This window comes from Pseudomonas sp. ATCC 13867 (assembly GCF_000349845.1).
Classification (GTDB): Bacteria; Pseudomonadota; Gammaproteobacteria; order Pseudomonadales; family Pseudomonadaceae; genus Pseudomonas.
The window spans coordinates 4,624,189-4,638,466 of record NC_020829.1 but is presented as its reverse complement, the minus strand read 5'-3'; the positions used below and the strand labels follow the sequence as shown (position 1 = coordinate 4,638,466).

The following is a 14,278-nucleotide window of genomic DNA, read 5'->3' as shown; positions in this document are numbered from 1 at the left end:
TTTATGGGGATGTTCTATGCCTAGAGTTCGCACCTCCGCTATTCATATCAGTGCATTAAATGTTGTTCTCCAGCCACATACTCCGTTGAAGTATGTTGAGATGCTGCGACTTATGGCTAATGGGAAATTTGATGCAAAGATTCGAGGAGATGAGGCTCTGCTTTTGGGTTCTTGTCGATATCTCAATAAAGATAACCCGATGGATGGTGTTCGAGGGGAGTTGTATAAATTTTTGAAATTAGATGCGGCAGAGGCTTGGTTTAATCTTAGGGATATGGATGAGGCTACTAATGAAGATGTGGCTGAGTTAGTGATACCCGAGCACTTGAAGCCGCACTTCAAACGATTTCAGTATATTTTTTATCCGAAAGGGCATCGTTTCTATTTCATTAGTGGAAAGCCGAAGCACAGTCTTTCGCCCAATCTGGTAAAGAACTTCTTCTTGAAGATCTTTTCACGGCCTGAGTTTGCTGAGTTTGGTCAGCTGAGCATAACTGTACAGCCTGACCCCAATAGCCTTGAAGTAATGCTTTCTTTGAAAAGAATTTCAAAGCTTAAGCTTGAGATTGATCGGCCAAATCCAGATGATCATGAGGACCTCGAGGAAGATATCCTGGAGCGGCTAAATAAGATGAATGCGAAAACTCAACGAATGGAGTTTTTGGAGGCAAACAACGTTGGTTTGATAATCGATGAAGATGTTAGGGCCCTGGCGGGGGTGGCAGAAGAGAATGGGTATGTTATGGTTGAGGGCAAGGATGAGGATAATGTTAAACAGTTTCTTTCAACCAAGGACACTCCGTTGCATGTGACTGCGAAATACAACCCAAACTTAATGTCTGAGTTTGATGCGTTTTATGAGAAGGTTGATGAGGTGAATAGAGAGATATTGAGGTAAATATGATTTTCTTTTCGGTAAGAAAAGACTACGAAGGCGTTAGAAAGGTCTGGGGTAAGTACTGGGAAGGATATGGCGGATTCCGCGCGCTATTTTCTTCCTTCTACTTTTGGCTAGCTTTTGCCTTGACGGTATTGAACTACGGGGCTTGGTCCGGCTTGGGGTGGTGGGATACTGTTATATCTTCAATTCCTACCATCTTGGGATTTACTTTGGCCGGGTTTGCAGTGTTTCTAGGGATGGACTCTGGGTTTAGTCGATTTATAGCTAAGAAAAGCTCGGCAAAAGTTTCTCCATTTATGTCGCTGGTTTCGGCCTTCGTGCATTTTATAGTTATGCAAGCACTTGCCTTGCTTGTGGCTCTGACCTTCAAGTCATTGCAATTTACTATTCCAGGTCTTCCAAGTTTGTACTATCAGATAGTGCATTGCGGGAACAGGGTTTTTTGGTTTTTTGGGTACCTGATTTTTATGTACTCTATTGTTCTTGTGTTTAGCGCAACGTTCGCGATATTTCGTGCAAGTAGGTGGTATGAGGCATTTGTCCAGTCTTCCGAAGATGAATAAGCCTGCGCTGCCATGTTTTCTCGCGTAAACCTTCAGTGCATTCTTTAACATCATCATCGATGACATTCCCTGGTTTGATACATTCCTTCATAGACCTGCGCACACCTCGGTTAGCTTCCTTCTTCCGTTGAGCCTGCATTTCTAGGTTTTTCCTGGAGCCTTCTGCCATCGGGCCTTTCCCGTTGGCAAGGCTTTGCATGATGCTTTTCTGAACGTAGTTCGCGGGGACTTCGATAATGGGTTTCATCGCCTCGGCGGCTTCGGTGAGGGCGGTTTTCTCTTCGGCGGATGCGAGGGTGGCACAGCTCAGGATGGCAGGCTGGTCAGTATGGTTTTCATCTGATTCATGTCCTTGTAGCGGAGAGTTGATTGAGTCCGGCAAATAGGGGCTTAGCCAGACCATATGCTCGCGGCATCCAGCGTCAATCGGAAAAAACTGAAATGCGGAGAGCGGTACCTATTCCCTGGTCATGCGCTTCACCGACTTACTAGCTGTAGCAGGCTTGCCTGTGCTTTTGCTTCATTCCTTCCTGGCGGATTTCTCTCGGGCGAACCAGCGCCTAGCTACCGTCTGAGTAATCTCTATCCCGCGTCGTGTCCGGCCAAGTTTCGATCAGCTTCGTCATATTCAGGGCTGCGATGGCCATGCTCTGGCTCAGTCCGTCCCGAGATTAGCCAAAGCGCGTAATGAGGATATGCGTCGGCCAAGATGCCGACCTCCTCAGTACTAATCCGGATCTTCCCACTGCTGATATTTCTCCAGCGGTCGTAGTTCTTTCCGCCGAGCTCACTGAGATGCTTAGGACCAAGCGTTCGGATCAGTTGGAGCGCTCTATTTCGTACCGAGTCCATCTCATGGTATGTCCTATCGGCTAAACCAGCGCAGTGCTGCCTTCCTTGTCAGCTCTATCCCGCGCTGGGTTCGTGCAAGCTTGCATTGGCTAAATCGTAGGCTGGGCTGGTTTGGTGCATATCCAGGCGTACCTCGCCGGTCATCAACCACCAACGATAATGTGGATAGACCCTGCCCAATATCTCAATTTCGTCGGCACCTAACCTGGACCTTCCGCGCTTTATATTCTGCCAACGAACATAGTCCGTCTCTCCGGCGTCAGCTAATGCCTTAATACTGGCCATTTCCAGTAACTGAAGGCCCCTCTCTGTAATTCCCTCACTCATACAGATCTACCGGAAATTTCCCTAGTGCACTGATTGGTTTTCAGATGTACCCATTGCACATGTAACCGGTACATTTAAATCGTCGTTTACTCAAGCGCGATTATAGGAGCATTTCATGGAAGAGTCTGGAATTGTGGGGTTCACGGTCACGGGAGCTGTCGAAAAGGTTACGGATTTCCGCTCCGCGCCGTTTTGCTCACAGGCGGTATTCGCTCAGATGCTGGGCCTGGAAGAGATCACCGAAGACGTGGTGCGCGGTTGGGTCGAAACCAAGACCGTGCCGACCGCCAAGATCGGCCGCCGCCGCGTCATCAACCTTCACAAAATCCGCCGCGACCTCGACCGGGGGAAGTCGATCTTCTGCCAGGGGGATTACGACGATGAATGACGCCCGGTCCTTCTCTCAGTTCAAGCTGCGCATGCCTCCGGCTCTGCGCTCTCAGGTTGAGCAAGCTGCCGAAGCTTCTCTTCGCTCCCTGAACGCCGAACTGGTCTTCCGCCTTCAACAGAGCTTCGAAGGGGAGGTGCCCGCCGATGCTGCCGAGCAAGTACCTGCACCGACCGCATCCGTTGGACTGCGACTGCTCTGTCTGCTGGTCCCGTCGCGAACTGGCGAAATCCAGTCCCTGCCGATCCACACGATGCACCGAATGCCGCCCTACGCGCGTCTTCACCGTAGTTATCGTGATGGCGAAGGTCGCTGGAGTGTGGCGCTCGATCCACTCGACCTACCGGGTGGAACGGGGTTTTACCTGCGACAAACACATGCCCGCGCGCCGTCCGCCGAAGTACTGGCACGTTGTCTACGACAGCGGCAGACCCACGCCCTTCGTACCTATCCACGAATCGTTCGAGTGGGAGGGCTGAGCCATGATCACTAACCCGATCCCGCACCTGATCTTCTGGTCCGTTCTCATCGTCTTCGCCCTGCTGGTGGGCCGCTATCACGCTCGCCACACCATCCCCACCTGGGCCAATCAGGTCCAGGGCCGCCGCACCGGCTTGTCCGAACACGCTCTATCGTTCGGACAAACGGAGCGCCGGGCGAAGCGCACCCTTGACCGTCCCCCGCCCTGAATAGCCTCCGCTCGGGAGTGAGGGGCAGCTCCACCGCCCCGCGCTCCTGAGCCCTCGGCGGCGAGAGCGGGATGACAAGGGCAGAGCCCTTGGTGTGATTAACAACTCCTATCAGTCAGGGGGCACTTAAACCTTGAAAAACCTTGCTGTTTCAGAGCGATAGGTTCCATTTTGATAAATATCTATCGACGGTTTTTGTGCTTGTTTTTGTGTTGAAGTAGATCCCGTCAGTTACTTGAAACCCTCTATTTAGAGCGGTTCTGACTGGCAGCAAATGACCACTTATCCATCCCCGCTGAATTAACGGCAAACAAGCCGAATTGCAGCAGCGGGCCAACTCATGCCCGAAAAAGGCAAAAGGAGCTTCAGATGAACATGTTTGCAACCACTGGCGGCGTAGTCGAACTCTGGGTCACCAAGACCGATACCTACACCTCCACGAAGTCCGGCGAGATCTTCGCCAGCGTCCAGGCCATCTCCCCGATCCCGGAAACCGCTCGCGGCAACGCCAAGGGCTTCGAGATCAGCGAATACAACGTCGAACCGACCCTGTTGGATTCCATCGTCTTCGAAGGCGCTCCGGTGCTCTGCAAGTTCGCCAGCGTTGTTCGCCCCACCCAGGATCGCTTTGGTCGCACCACCAATACCCAAGTGCTGACCGAACTACTGGCCGTGGGCAAAGAAGCTAGCGCACCGACTCCGACCGCTCGTCCCGCCGCTCAGCCGCAGGCCCAGCGCCCGACTCAACAGCCGACCACCGATAAACCCACCGCCGCCGACAAACCCGGCGACTCGGCCAAGAGCTAATCCGGGAGCACAGCCATGACTAAGTACCTCTCCCTCTTCGTCGTGGGCCTCGCCACCGGCTACCTGTGGGGCTGGGTCGATGGCGTGGCGCGCTTCCTATGAATTTTCTCGCCTGCGACGGCAACTGGGCGCTCGGTGCCGATGGTTCCGCCATTTGCACCGGCACCCTGACGGTCTTCACCCGCGAGGAAATGCAGAGCGAGTTCGGCTCTGCACTCACCTGGGATCAGGTGGCGGAACTGCGCGGCGATGTACTCGCGCTGTTCTGCATCGCCTTCGGCTTCCTGGTCCTGAAACGACTGCTCAAGTAAGCGAGGTAACACCCATGAAGCAACTCAAAACCCAGCTGCAAAACCGCGCCGCAGGCTACGGCCGTCGCGCTCGCCAAACGGTGGTGGGTATCGCCGCTGTCGGCTCCACCCTGGCCGCCACCGCCTACGGCGCTGTCCCGACCGAAGCGACCGCCGCGCTGACCACCGCCGGTGAAGACACCAACACCATCGGCTGGGCCGTGTTCGCCGTGCTGGTCGCCGCTGCGGCGTTCAAGTACATGCGCCGCGCCCTGTAACCCCACCCGGCCTGAAAGCCGAAGCACCGAACCCCGCTCCGGCGGGGTTCTTCTTCTGGAGAGCCCGCCATGTCCGTGCAGTGGTTTGTCCTCATCGTCACCACCCTGGCATTCGCCGTGGTGTTCTTCGGGCGGGTCTGAGCATGCGTGCCCTGGTCCTGTTTCTGCTGGCACTGACGATGAGCACCGCTCAGGCCGAGGACTATTACTGGCAGTACTACGGCTACAACATCACCAAGTCCCCGTCTCCCGCCGGGGCGTGTCAGCTGATGCTGGACTACTGGAACCGCTCCGACAGTTTGTACGTAGATACGATGCTGTCGGTTTCAGTGTCTGGCTCTTCGGGTACTTGCTACTACCAGACCCTTACCAAGTCCACCGGCAAGACTGCTGATCATTCAGGACAATTGGTTCGCTACGGTAACGGCTGTACCGCGCCCCAGCTGTATGACGCGACCGCAGGCGAATGCAAAGCTCCCGAGCCGGACAAGTGCGAACCCACCATCGGCCAGATGGTGGAGCATCAACACAAGATCGGCACCCTGAGCGAAGGCGGCGTTGTTCTGCAGAACACCCGCACCGAACCGCCGGGAAGTCTTTGCCAAGGCTCCTGCCAATATGCCTCGACCGGCGAAGCCCCCAGCCGCTGTTATCGCTTCATGGAAGGTGACGATCAGAACTCCGGCTTCTGCGTGTTTCGCTACAGGGGCAACGGCGTCGCGTGTCCGAATACCGACCCCACGCCCAACGTTCCACCCGCCACGCTACCCACCCGCGAAAAGTCCAACGAGTGCACCAACAAGGTCACTGACGCCGAAGGTCGTACCCACTACAGCTGCCTTGCCACTGATGCCTTCAAGGAGCCGGGCAACATGCAGTGCGGCGAGGTCAACGGTCAGTTCGGCTGCACAGAGGGCAAGCCCAGCCCGTCCAAGAAGGAAACCGAAACCAAGACCGAGGTCAGCGAACAGACGGCCAGCGACGGTTCCTCCACCACCAGCACGACGACCACCACCACAACGACGAATTGCAGCGGCGTCAACGCCTGCTCCTCGACCACCAGCGTCACCAACGGCACCAGCAAGACCAATGCCGATGGCACCTCCGGCGGCGAGTCCTCTACCTGTACCGGCACCGGTTGCAAGGCCAGCGACAAGCCCGGCGAGGAAGACAAGGAAGAAGAGGAAGAGCCCGAGCGAAAAGCCTCCGGCACCGACGACTGCGACGCGCCGCTCCAGTGCGCAGGCGACGCCATCGACTGCGCGATGGTCCAGCAGCAGAAGAAGCTGCGTTGCGAGGTGGAGAAACAAGGCGACTTCGAGAAGCACAAGGGCGAAATCGAGGCCGCCGTCCAGGGTGACAAGTTCCAGCTAGCCGAAGACCTCGAAGTCGAGGCCCCGTCCTTCCTCAACAGCGGCACGCGCTTCCTGCCCGCCAGTTGCCCGCCCAACAAGACCTTCTCTCTGCGAACCAACGGCGGTCGGACCTTCGCGTTCACCTATGAGCCGTTGTGTGCCGCTGCGTCCGATCTCGGTGTGCTGATCCTCATCGGCACCAGTGTCTTCTGCGCGCTCTACGTGGGCCGCGCCTTTGGAGGTGAATGATGCAATTCCTGTTCTTGGTACAGCTGCTGATCATGATCGTCGGCCCGCTGGTGAAGATGGTTCTGCGAGCGCTCGGAGTCGGCTTTGTCACTTATGTCGGCTCCAACCTGCTGCTGGATATGGTGCGCAGTTACGTCCAGTCGAAGATGGGCTCCGTGGGCCTTGCCATTCAGCAGATACTCGGTCTCGCTAACTTCGATGTGTGCATCAACATGTTCCTCGCCGCTGTGGTCACCCGCATGGTGCTCTCCGGCATGGATAAGGCCTCCGGCAGACAACGCAAGCGGGTCTGGAATCCTCCGGGCCGCGACTACATCGACGCCTAAGGGGGATGCGCCATGCTCTACATTCGCACCGGCAAACCCGGCCACGGCAAGACCCTCAACACCATCCGCGAAGTCGATCAGAAGGCCCACAGGGAAGGCCGGGTCGTCTACTACCACAACGTGGCCGACCTCAAGACCGACCAGTTGCAGGCGGCGTGGTTCGGGTTCGACGACCCGTACAAATGGTACGAACTACCACCCGATGCGATCATCGTCGTGGATGAGGCCCAGGGCTGGTTCGGCGTCCGCGACCCCCGGCAGAAACCGCCGGAGCATATCAGCCGCTTCGAGATCATGCGCCATCAGGGCCACGAAGTGCATCTGGTCACCCAGGACCCGCGCTACATCGACGTGCATCTGCGCCGCCTGTGCAACGGTCATATCCACTACTGGCGGGTGTTCAAGAGTCAGCAACTGCTGCGCTTCGAATCCGAAGCCGTGATCGAAGCGGTGGAGAAGAAGACCAGCTTCAAGGACGCCGACAAGACCACGCTCAAGCTCGATAAGAAGTACTTCGGCGTTTACACCAGCACCAAGGCCAATCACCACTTCGCCTTCAAGCCGCCGAAGAAAATGATCCTGGCGCTGGCCGTGATCATCGGCGCGGCCTTCATGGTGTACCGCGCCTATGAGCGCTACGCGGAAGGCAGCAAGTCGGCCACCCCGGCCAGCGCGGCGACCGGCGCCACGACACCGAACGGCGCAGACAAGGGCGTGGTCGATCAGGTGTCCTCGGCGGTCGGCGCGCTGATCAAACCCACGGGCGATGGCGAGACCAAGGTTGTCACCCCCGCGCAGTACCTGGAACGCCGCAAGCCTCGCGTCCCGGACTTGCCGTCCTCGGCGCCGGTGTACGACGAACTGACCAAGCCCGTTGCCCACCCGCGGCTGTACTGCCTGTCCACCGGCGACCCGCGCCTCGTTGCCCGGCGACCACAACACACCGTGAAGGACGGTAAATCCTGTCAGTGCTACACGCAGCAGGGCACCAAGGTGGCGACGGCCTTCGACTTCTGCCTGACCGTCGCCAGGGACGGCTACTTCGATCCTACGCTGCCCGACCGTAACGGCCTCGATCCGCGCTCGGGGCAGCAATCAGCCGTTGCCGCATCGCCGCTGCCACCCCCCACCAGCGAACGACTACAGGCCGATGCGCAGCCCGCAGCGACGCAACTGACCATCGTCCCCGACAGCGAGTACCCAGCGCGCCCCTGGCGCAGCAACTAGCGCGGCGGCGGCGCCGTTTTGCGGATTGAGCCGAGGTACGAGGCCAACCGCAAACGGCGCTCGGCGCGGCGCGGCCGACGACCCTGTAACACGTCGGATAACTAGCGATCACCCACCTCAATAAACCTCATTGAAGGGTAATAAACATGAAAAAGCCGATTCACCCCCTCCGCCTGATCCTCAAGGAGAACGGGGACTTTTATGAGTCGTCCGAAGGACGGATTTTCATGGACCCGAGCAACGGCAGATTTGTCGACCTGTCGGGTGTGCGCCTGCTGCGCTGTGGCGTCGATACCGTGCGGCAGTTGTACAACGGCATGATCCGCCCGGAAGTGATGGCGCTGTTCGATGAGCCCGAAGATATCGTCAACTTCGCCGGCTACAAATGGGCCAAAGGCCGTATTGGCCGGGATTCGGGCTACCAGTACCGCCTGCAGAACGCCGACATGGGTCTGATCCTGCTGATCAAGAACCATAACGTGAAGCTGGAGAACATCGGCCCGCACCTCAAGATCGAAGTCTCCCCGCACGCCCTGGACGGTGCCGATCCGAAGATCCTGCAGGGCGTACTCGATGACCTGGCCGCTGGCGTTCTCTCGGCCTGTGAAGTGAACCAATGCGCCGTCCATATCGCCCTCGACGTGCAGGGCTGGACCCCGCCTGCAGACTTCGTGGATCGCATGCACTGCCGGTCCCGGCGTGTACGCCAGATCAGCGGTATCGACCGCATCGAGTTCGACGGCAACGCCTCGGTGTATGGGCGTGGTGAGACCTTCATGTTCGGCTCGGCCAACGGCCTGCAGATGTGCCTGTACAACAAGACGCTGCAGGCGAGAGCGACCGACAAACTCGACTATTGGGAATCCGTCTGGGCCTCCCTCAACGGTGATCCCTTCGGTGATGGCGAACCCGCCTTCAACCCACTGGAAACCGTGTGGCGTATCGAGTTCCGCTTCCACCACTCCATCGTCCAGCAGTTCTCCGAAGGCTCCACGATGACCTCTGGCGAGGTGATCGGCTGCCGCACCTATGAGGGCCTTTGCCCGCACCTTCAGGGCCTCTGGCAGTACGCCTGCGACAACTACAAGCTGATTTCCCGGGAAGGGATCTTCGACGCCTTCTGGTCGCTGATCAGCCTCGATACCAAAGTGCAGGTGGAGGCTGACCCGCTCATCGAGCGCACCGAGTACCGCCGCTACTACAAGACCGCCCAGGGCTTCTCCGGCAAGAACTGCGAAATGTTCCTGGGCCAATTCGCCAGCCTGATCGCACGGGAGCGCATCCCGCCAAAAAAAGCGCTTGAGGTCGGGAGAACGCTTCCCTTCTGGCACGTGATCGAAGACCACTATACGGCCAAGGGCTACAGCACTCGCGACCTCGAAAAGCACGTCATTGGATTGATCAATGATCGCTACATCAGGCGGGGCTACGCGATATGACGGCGCGCAAAGAGGGAAAGACCTGGACGGCTGACTTCTACGAGAATGGTCGCTCCGGTCGTCGAGTCAGGAAGTACGGATTTCCTACCAAGTCCGCCGCGATTCGTTACGAGCAGGATTTCTTTGCCGTAAAAGGCGAGACAGGCCGCCCGCTGGATGATCGTCTCACCGATCTGGTAAAGGTCTGGTATGACCTCCACGGCTGCACCCTGAAAGACGGCAAGCAGCGCTTGGCTCGTTGCGAAGCATTGGCCCAACGCCTCGGAGATCCGCTGGCCTTCGAGTTCGATTCGCTCGCGTGGGCGCGCTACCGGCAACGTCGTCTGACCGAAGTGAAGCCGGAAACGGTCAACCACGAACAGCGTTACCTGTCGGCCATCTTCTCCGAGCTGATCCGCCTCGGCTCATGGCACAAGGCGAACCCACTGGCCAACGTTCGGCAGATCAAGACTGATCAGGTCGAACTGACCTTCCTCACCCTGGATCAGGTCGCCCAGTTGCTTGAGGAGTGCAAGGCCAGCACGAACAACCACACCTACCCGGTTGCACTGCTGTGCCTCGCTACAGGTGCTCGCTGGGATGAGGCCGAGAGTATCGCCCGTGGCGCAGTGCATGGAGGAAAGGTCCACTACCACCGGACCAAGAACCGTCAGAGCCGATCTGTGCCGATCCCGGCAGAGCTGGAGCAACTGATGTTCAAGGTGGGTATGCCTGGAACGGGCCGCCTGTTTATGTCCTGCAGGGCCGCCTTTCGCTGTGCTTATGAGCGCTGTGGATTCCAAACACCGGGCCAGCTAACCCACATCCTCCGTCACACCTTCGCCAGTCACTACATGATGGGAGGAGGGGACATACTGACTTTGCAGCGAATTCTGGGGCACTCGTCGATCACAATGACCATGCGCTATGCGCACCTGTCGCCAGAGCACCTGGAGTCCGCAATGCGTTTTTCTCCGCTCACTCAGTCGGGCTACCAGTTGACCCCGGCTCGTCCTCTGGTATCCTCAGATCACGTTAACGCTTAACGTTAAGGATTAAAATTGATCCTGAGCTTTAGATGCGAAGAGACCCGCTCGTTGTTCGAGACGGGAACCTCCAAGCGGTGGAGTGCGATTCTCAACGTCGCAACCCGCAAATTGCTGATGCTGCATGCTGCCACTGAGCTTCGAGACATGCGCTCTCCACCGGGCAATCGCCTGGAGCCATTACAGGGCAATCGAGCTGGCCAGCACAGCATCAGGATCAACGACCAGTGGCGCATCTGCTTCGTCTGGACGGATGCAGGCCCCACGCAGGTCGAGATAGTGGATTACCACTGAGGGAGGTGGACCATGACAACCAACGGTATGCGCCCCATCCATCCAGGGGAAATTCTGCGCGAAGAGTTCCTGCAGGAGCTGGACATCACTCCGGCTGCGCTGGCTCGTGCCCTCAATGTCTCGGCACCGACCGTCAACGATATCGTCCGTGAGCGTCGCGGGATCACGGCAGACATGGCTATCCGCCTGGGACGCTACTTCGATACGTCCGCCCAGTTCTGGATGAACCTGCAAAGTGAATACGCCCTGGCAACTGCCTACGCTGCCAGCGGGGAACAGATTGAGCACGACATCAAGCCGCTGGTAGTTCTCGCGACGATCGAGGCCCAGGACGATGCTTTTCTCGTTCAGCGTGTGAAGGAGCGAGCCAACGAGCCATCCCGTGAGATTCCATTGGGTGACCTTTGAGGCTGGATTGAGGAACAGGGGAGGCAGGAAAGAGACACGGCCGACCGCTCTGAGAACCCCCCTGCGGAATGACATTCATGGGGTTTGTTTGCGGCGCGTAGACAGGATGTAGTCGGTTTGTAGTCTGCCGGCCAAAACAAAAAAGGGCTAGCTTTCGCTAACCCTTTGTTTTGTATGGTGGCTACACCGGGACTTGAACCTGGGACATCAGCATTATGAATGCTGCGCTCTAACCGACTGAGCTATGTAGCCGAGTGGCGCGCATTTTCCGCAGATCGAAGGGGGGTGTCAACCCCTTTTCTTGAATATTGTTCTGATCTATCAATCGTTTAGCCGGTCGCAAGGGATTTGCACGATGAGCGGCGGGGCAGGGCGGCCATAAGAAAAAGCCCCGGCGAGTGGCCGGGGCTTTGTCGGGTCTGGCGGGGGCTTAGACGTTAAAGCGGAAGTGCATTACGTCACCGTCCTTGACGATGTAGTCCTTGCCTTCCAGGCGCCATTTGCCGGCTTCTTTCGCGCCCTGTTCGCCCTTGAACTGGATGAAGTCGTCGTAGGCGACGACTTCAGCGCGGATGAAACCTTTTTCGAAGTCGGTGTGGATCACGGCGGCGGCCTGCGGGGCGGTGGCGCCGACGCGGACGGTCCAGGCGCGGACTTCCTTCACCCCGGCGGTGAAGTAGGTCTGCAGGTGCAGCAGTTCGTAGCCGGCGCGAATCACGCGGTTCAGGCCGGGCTCTTCGAGGCCGAGGGCTTCGAGGAACATGTCCTTCTCTTCGCCGTCGTCCAGTTCGGCGATCTCGGCTTCGATCTTGTTGCAGACCGGTACGACCATGGCGCCTTCTTCTTCGGCGATGGCGCGCACGACGTCCAGGTGCGGGTTGTTTTCGAAGCCGTCTTCGGCGACGTTGGCGATGTACATGACCGGCTTGCTGGTCAGCAGGTGGAAGCCACGCACGGCGCGCTTCTCGTCATCGCTCATGTGCTTCATCAGCGAGCGGGCGGGCTTGCCTTCGCTGAAGTGGGGGATGAGCTTTTCCAGCAGGGTTTTCTGTGCGAGAGCGTCCTTGTCGCCGCCTTTGGCGTTGCGCGCGACTTTCTGCAGTTGCTTCTCGCAGCTGTCGAGGTCGGCGAAGATCAGTTCGAGGTCGATGATCTCGATATCGCGCTTGGGGTCGACGCTGTTGGAAACGTGGATGACGTTCTCGTCTTCGAAGCAGCGCACGACGTGGGCAATAGCGTCGGTTTCGCGGATGTTGGCGAGGAACTTGTTGCCCAGGCCTTCACCCTTGGAGGCGCCCGCTACCAGGCCGGCGATATCGACGAATTCCATCGTGGTCGGCAGCACGCGCTCCGGCTTGACGATCTCGGCCAGCGCATCGAGGCGGGCGTCGGGCATCGGCACGATGCCGCTGTTCGGCTCGATGGTGCAGAAGGGGAAGTTTTCCGCCGCGATGCCGGATTTGGTCAGGGCGTTGAACAGGGTGGACTTGCCGACGTTGGGCAGGCCGACGATGCCGCAGTTGAATCCCATGCTAGGTCCCTCGCGCCAGGTGGCGGAAAAGAGGTGTGATCAGGCCTTCTGGCTGTGCAGCTTCTGCATCGCGCGGGTCCAGTCCCCGTCGAGCATTTCCGGCAGCACGCCGAGGGCGGAGTCGATGCTGGTGTCGAGCAGTTCCTGCTCGGAGCGCGGGGCGCGGCCGAGGACGAAGCCGGAGACCAGGCTGCTGTGCCCCGGATGGCCGATGCCAAGCCGCAGGCGATGGAAACCGTTCTGGTTGCCGAGCTGGGCGATGATGTCGCGCAGTCCGTTGTGCCCGCCGTGTCCGCCGCCCTTCTTGAGCTTGGCGACGCCGGGGGGCATGTCGAGTTCGTCGTGGGCCACCAGGATGGCTTCGACCGGAATGCGGAAGAATCCGGCGAGCGCCGCCACGGCCTGGCCGCTGCGGTTCATGTAGGTGGTGGGGATGAGCAGACGAACGTCGCGGCCCTTGTGGCTGAATTTACCGACCAGGCCGAAGTACTTCTTGTCGAGAGACAGGTTCGCGCGTTGCACGTCCGCCAGTCGCTCAACGAAAAGGGCCCCTGCGTTATGCCGGGTCTGGTCGTATTCCGGGCCTGGATTTCCCAGGCCAACGATCAGTTGTACGGCAGTCACGACGGGGCCCCTTCCTTAAAGGCAATGGTGCGCGCGATTACTCGGCAGCAGCTTCGCCTTCACCTTCTTCTTTCACTACGCGGGAAGCGTGGATGTTGGCGACGGCCAGGTCGTTACCGTGGGCCAGTTGCACCAGCTCTACGCCTTTCGGCAGTTTCAGGTCGGACAGGTGAACGATCTGGCCCAGTTCTACCTTGGCCAGGTCGACTTCGATGAATTCCGGCAGGTCTTTCGGCAGGCAGGAAACTTCGACTTCGGCGATCACGTGGGAGATCTCGCCGCCACCGGTCTTGACGCCAACAGCGGTCGCTTCGTTCAGGAAGTGCAGCGGAACGTGAGCGGTCAGCTTGTGGTCGGCAACGACGCGCTGGAAGTCAGCGTGCATGACGAAGCCTTTGGACGGGTGACGCTGCAGGGCCTTGATCAGTACGGTTTCCTTGGCGGAACCGACGTTCAGGGTGATCACGTGGCTGAAGGCAGCCTCGTTTTCCAGCAGCTTGGACACTTCGCGCAGTTCCAGGGTCAGGGATTGCGGGGCTTTCTCGCCACCGTAAACCACAGCCGGGATCAGGCCTTCGTTACGACGCAGGCGGCGGCTCGCACCTTTCCCCAGGTCGGAACGCTCTTGTGCATTCAGTACAAAATCAACCATTTCACACTCTCCAAAATGACAAGATCGCCCGGACGCTTGCGACCAGCGTTCGG

17 protein-coding genes, 1 tRNA gene and 2 pseudogenes are annotated in these 14,278 nt (G+C 58.4%); 15 read left to right on the top strand and 5 right to left on the bottom strand.

The features are described 5' to 3' along the window. Positions 1 to 16 precede the first annotated feature (16 nt). Positions 17 to 898, top strand: coding sequence for a DUF4747 family protein (locus tag H681_RS20795; RefSeq protein ID WP_080636249.1), 882 nt, complete (start codon positions 17 to 19; stop codon positions 896 to 898). Positions 899 to 1,390: 492 nt separating this feature from the next. On the opposite strand, the gene H681_RS26765 is transcribed toward H681_RS20795, so the two are convergent. Continuing rightward, positions 1,391 to 1,867: a hypothetical protein gene (locus H681_RS26765; protein WP_177324589.1), complete on the bottom strand. Its 477-nt coding sequence runs from the start codon at positions 1,865 to 1,867 to the stop codon at positions 1,391 to 1,393. Between the two features lie 891 nt (positions 1,868 to 2,758). Here H681_RS26765 and H681_RS20785 point away from each other — a divergent pair. The 14 genes and pseudogenes from H681_RS20785 to H681_RS20725 form a co-directional block, all read left to right on the top strand. Further along, entirely contained in the window at positions 2,759 to 3,031 is a 273-nt protein-coding gene (locus tag H681_RS20785; protein WP_041712183.1) for a hypothetical protein, read from the top strand. Then, positions 3,024 to 3,107: pseudogene (locus H681_RS27150) on the top strand (hypothetical protein); the annotation flags it as partial. The gene H681_RS20785 and the pseudogene H681_RS27150, both read left to right, overlap by 8 nt. Positions 3,108 to 3,177: 70 nt before the next feature. Continuing rightward, positions 3,178 to 3,510, top strand: coding sequence for a lysogeny maintenance protein PflM (gene pflM, locus H681_RS26070; RefSeq protein WP_236620555.1), 333 nt, complete (start codon positions 3,178 to 3,180; stop codon positions 3,508 to 3,510). A 3-nt stretch (positions 3,511 to 3,513) separates the two neighbouring features. Beyond that, positions 3,514 to 3,720 (top strand): hypothetical protein, encoded by a 207-nt coding sequence (locus H681_RS20775; protein ID WP_015478863.1) that lies wholly within the window; start codon positions 3,514 to 3,516, stop codon positions 3,718 to 3,720. A 369-nt stretch (positions 3,721 to 4,089) separates the two neighbouring features. Continuing rightward, a complete protein-coding gene (locus H681_RS20770) occupies positions 4,090 to 4,527 on the top strand; it encodes a hypothetical protein (RefSeq protein ID WP_015478862.1) in 438 nt (145 codons plus the stop codon). A gap of 98 nt (positions 4,528 to 4,625) precedes the next feature. Beyond that, positions 4,626 to 4,838 (top strand): hypothetical protein, encoded by a 213-nt coding sequence (locus H681_RS20765; RefSeq protein WP_015478861.1) that lies wholly within the window; start codon positions 4,626 to 4,628, stop codon positions 4,836 to 4,838. Positions 4,839 to 4,852: 14 nt separating this feature from the next. Next, positions 4,853 to 5,095, top strand: a complete 243-nt coding sequence (locus tag H681_RS20760) for a major capsid protein (protein WP_015478860.1) — start codon at positions 4,853 to 4,855, stop codon at positions 5,093 to 5,095. Positions 5,096 to 5,238: 143 nt separating this feature from the next. Then, on the top strand, positions 5,239 to 6,699 hold the full coding sequence (locus H681_RS26985) for a virulence factor TspB C-terminal domain-related protein (RefSeq protein ID WP_015478859.1): 1,461 nt from the start codon (positions 5,239 to 5,241) through the stop codon (positions 6,697 to 6,699). Next, a complete protein-coding gene (locus tag H681_RS20750) occupies positions 6,699 to 7,025 on the top strand; it encodes a DUF2523 domain-containing protein (RefSeq protein WP_015478858.1) in 327 nt (108 codons plus the stop codon). Before H681_RS26985 ends, H681_RS20750 begins: the two co-directional genes overlap by 1 nt. Positions 7,026 to 7,037: 12 nt before the next feature. Then, entirely contained in the window at positions 7,038 to 8,252 is a 1,215-nt protein-coding gene (locus tag H681_RS20745; protein ID WP_015478857.1) for a zonular occludens toxin domain-containing protein, read from the top strand. A gap of 146 nt (positions 8,253 to 8,398) precedes the next feature. Further along, positions 8,399 to 9,691 carry a hypothetical protein gene (locus H681_RS20740; RefSeq protein ID WP_015478856.1) on the top strand — a complete coding sequence of 431 codons (1,293 nt, stop codon included), beginning with the start codon at positions 8,399 to 8,401 and terminating at the stop codon, positions 9,689 to 9,691. Beyond that, the gene (locus H681_RS20735) at positions 9,688 to 10,716 is read left to right on the top strand and encodes a phage integrase (protein WP_015478855.1); all 1,029 of its coding nucleotides are present in this window, start codon (positions 9,688 to 9,690) and stop codon (positions 10,714 to 10,716) included. Before H681_RS20740 ends, H681_RS20735 begins: the two co-directional genes overlap by 4 nt. A 15-nt stretch (positions 10,717 to 10,731) precedes the next feature. Then, positions 10,732 to 11,010 carry a type II toxin-antitoxin system RelE/ParE family toxin gene (locus H681_RS20730; protein ID WP_015478854.1) on the top strand — a complete coding sequence of 93 codons (279 nt, stop codon included), beginning with the start codon at positions 10,732 to 10,734 and terminating at the stop codon, positions 11,008 to 11,010. A 12-nt stretch (positions 11,011 to 11,022) separates the two neighbouring features. After that, positions 11,023 to 11,313, top strand: a pseudogene (locus tag H681_RS20725) (HigA family addiction module antitoxin); the annotation flags it as partial. Between the two features lie 280 nt (positions 11,314 to 11,593). On the opposite strand, the gene H681_RS20720 reads toward H681_RS20725, so the two are convergent. The 4 genes from H681_RS20720 to H681_RS20705 form a co-directional block, all read right to left on the bottom strand. After that, positions 11,594 to 11,670, bottom strand: a tRNA-Met gene (locus H681_RS20720). A gap of 178 nt (positions 11,671 to 11,848) precedes the next feature. After that, positions 11,849 to 12,949: a redox-regulated ATPase YchF gene (gene ychF, locus H681_RS20715; RefSeq protein WP_015478852.1), complete on the bottom strand. Its 1,101-nt coding sequence runs from the start codon at positions 12,947 to 12,949 to the stop codon at positions 11,849 to 11,851. A 39-nt stretch (positions 12,950 to 12,988) separates the two neighbouring features. Further along, positions 12,989 to 13,573, bottom strand: a complete 585-nt coding sequence (pth, locus tag H681_RS20710; RefSeq protein WP_041712180.1) for an aminoacyl-tRNA hydrolase — start codon at positions 13,571 to 13,573, stop codon at positions 12,989 to 12,991. A gap of 37 nt (positions 13,574 to 13,610) precedes the next feature. Beyond that, positions 13,611 to 14,225, bottom strand: a complete 615-nt coding sequence (locus tag H681_RS20705) for a 50S ribosomal protein L25/general stress protein Ctc (RefSeq protein ID WP_015478850.1) — start codon at positions 14,223 to 14,225, stop codon at positions 13,611 to 13,613. Positions 14,226 to 14,278 lie beyond the last annotated feature (53 nt).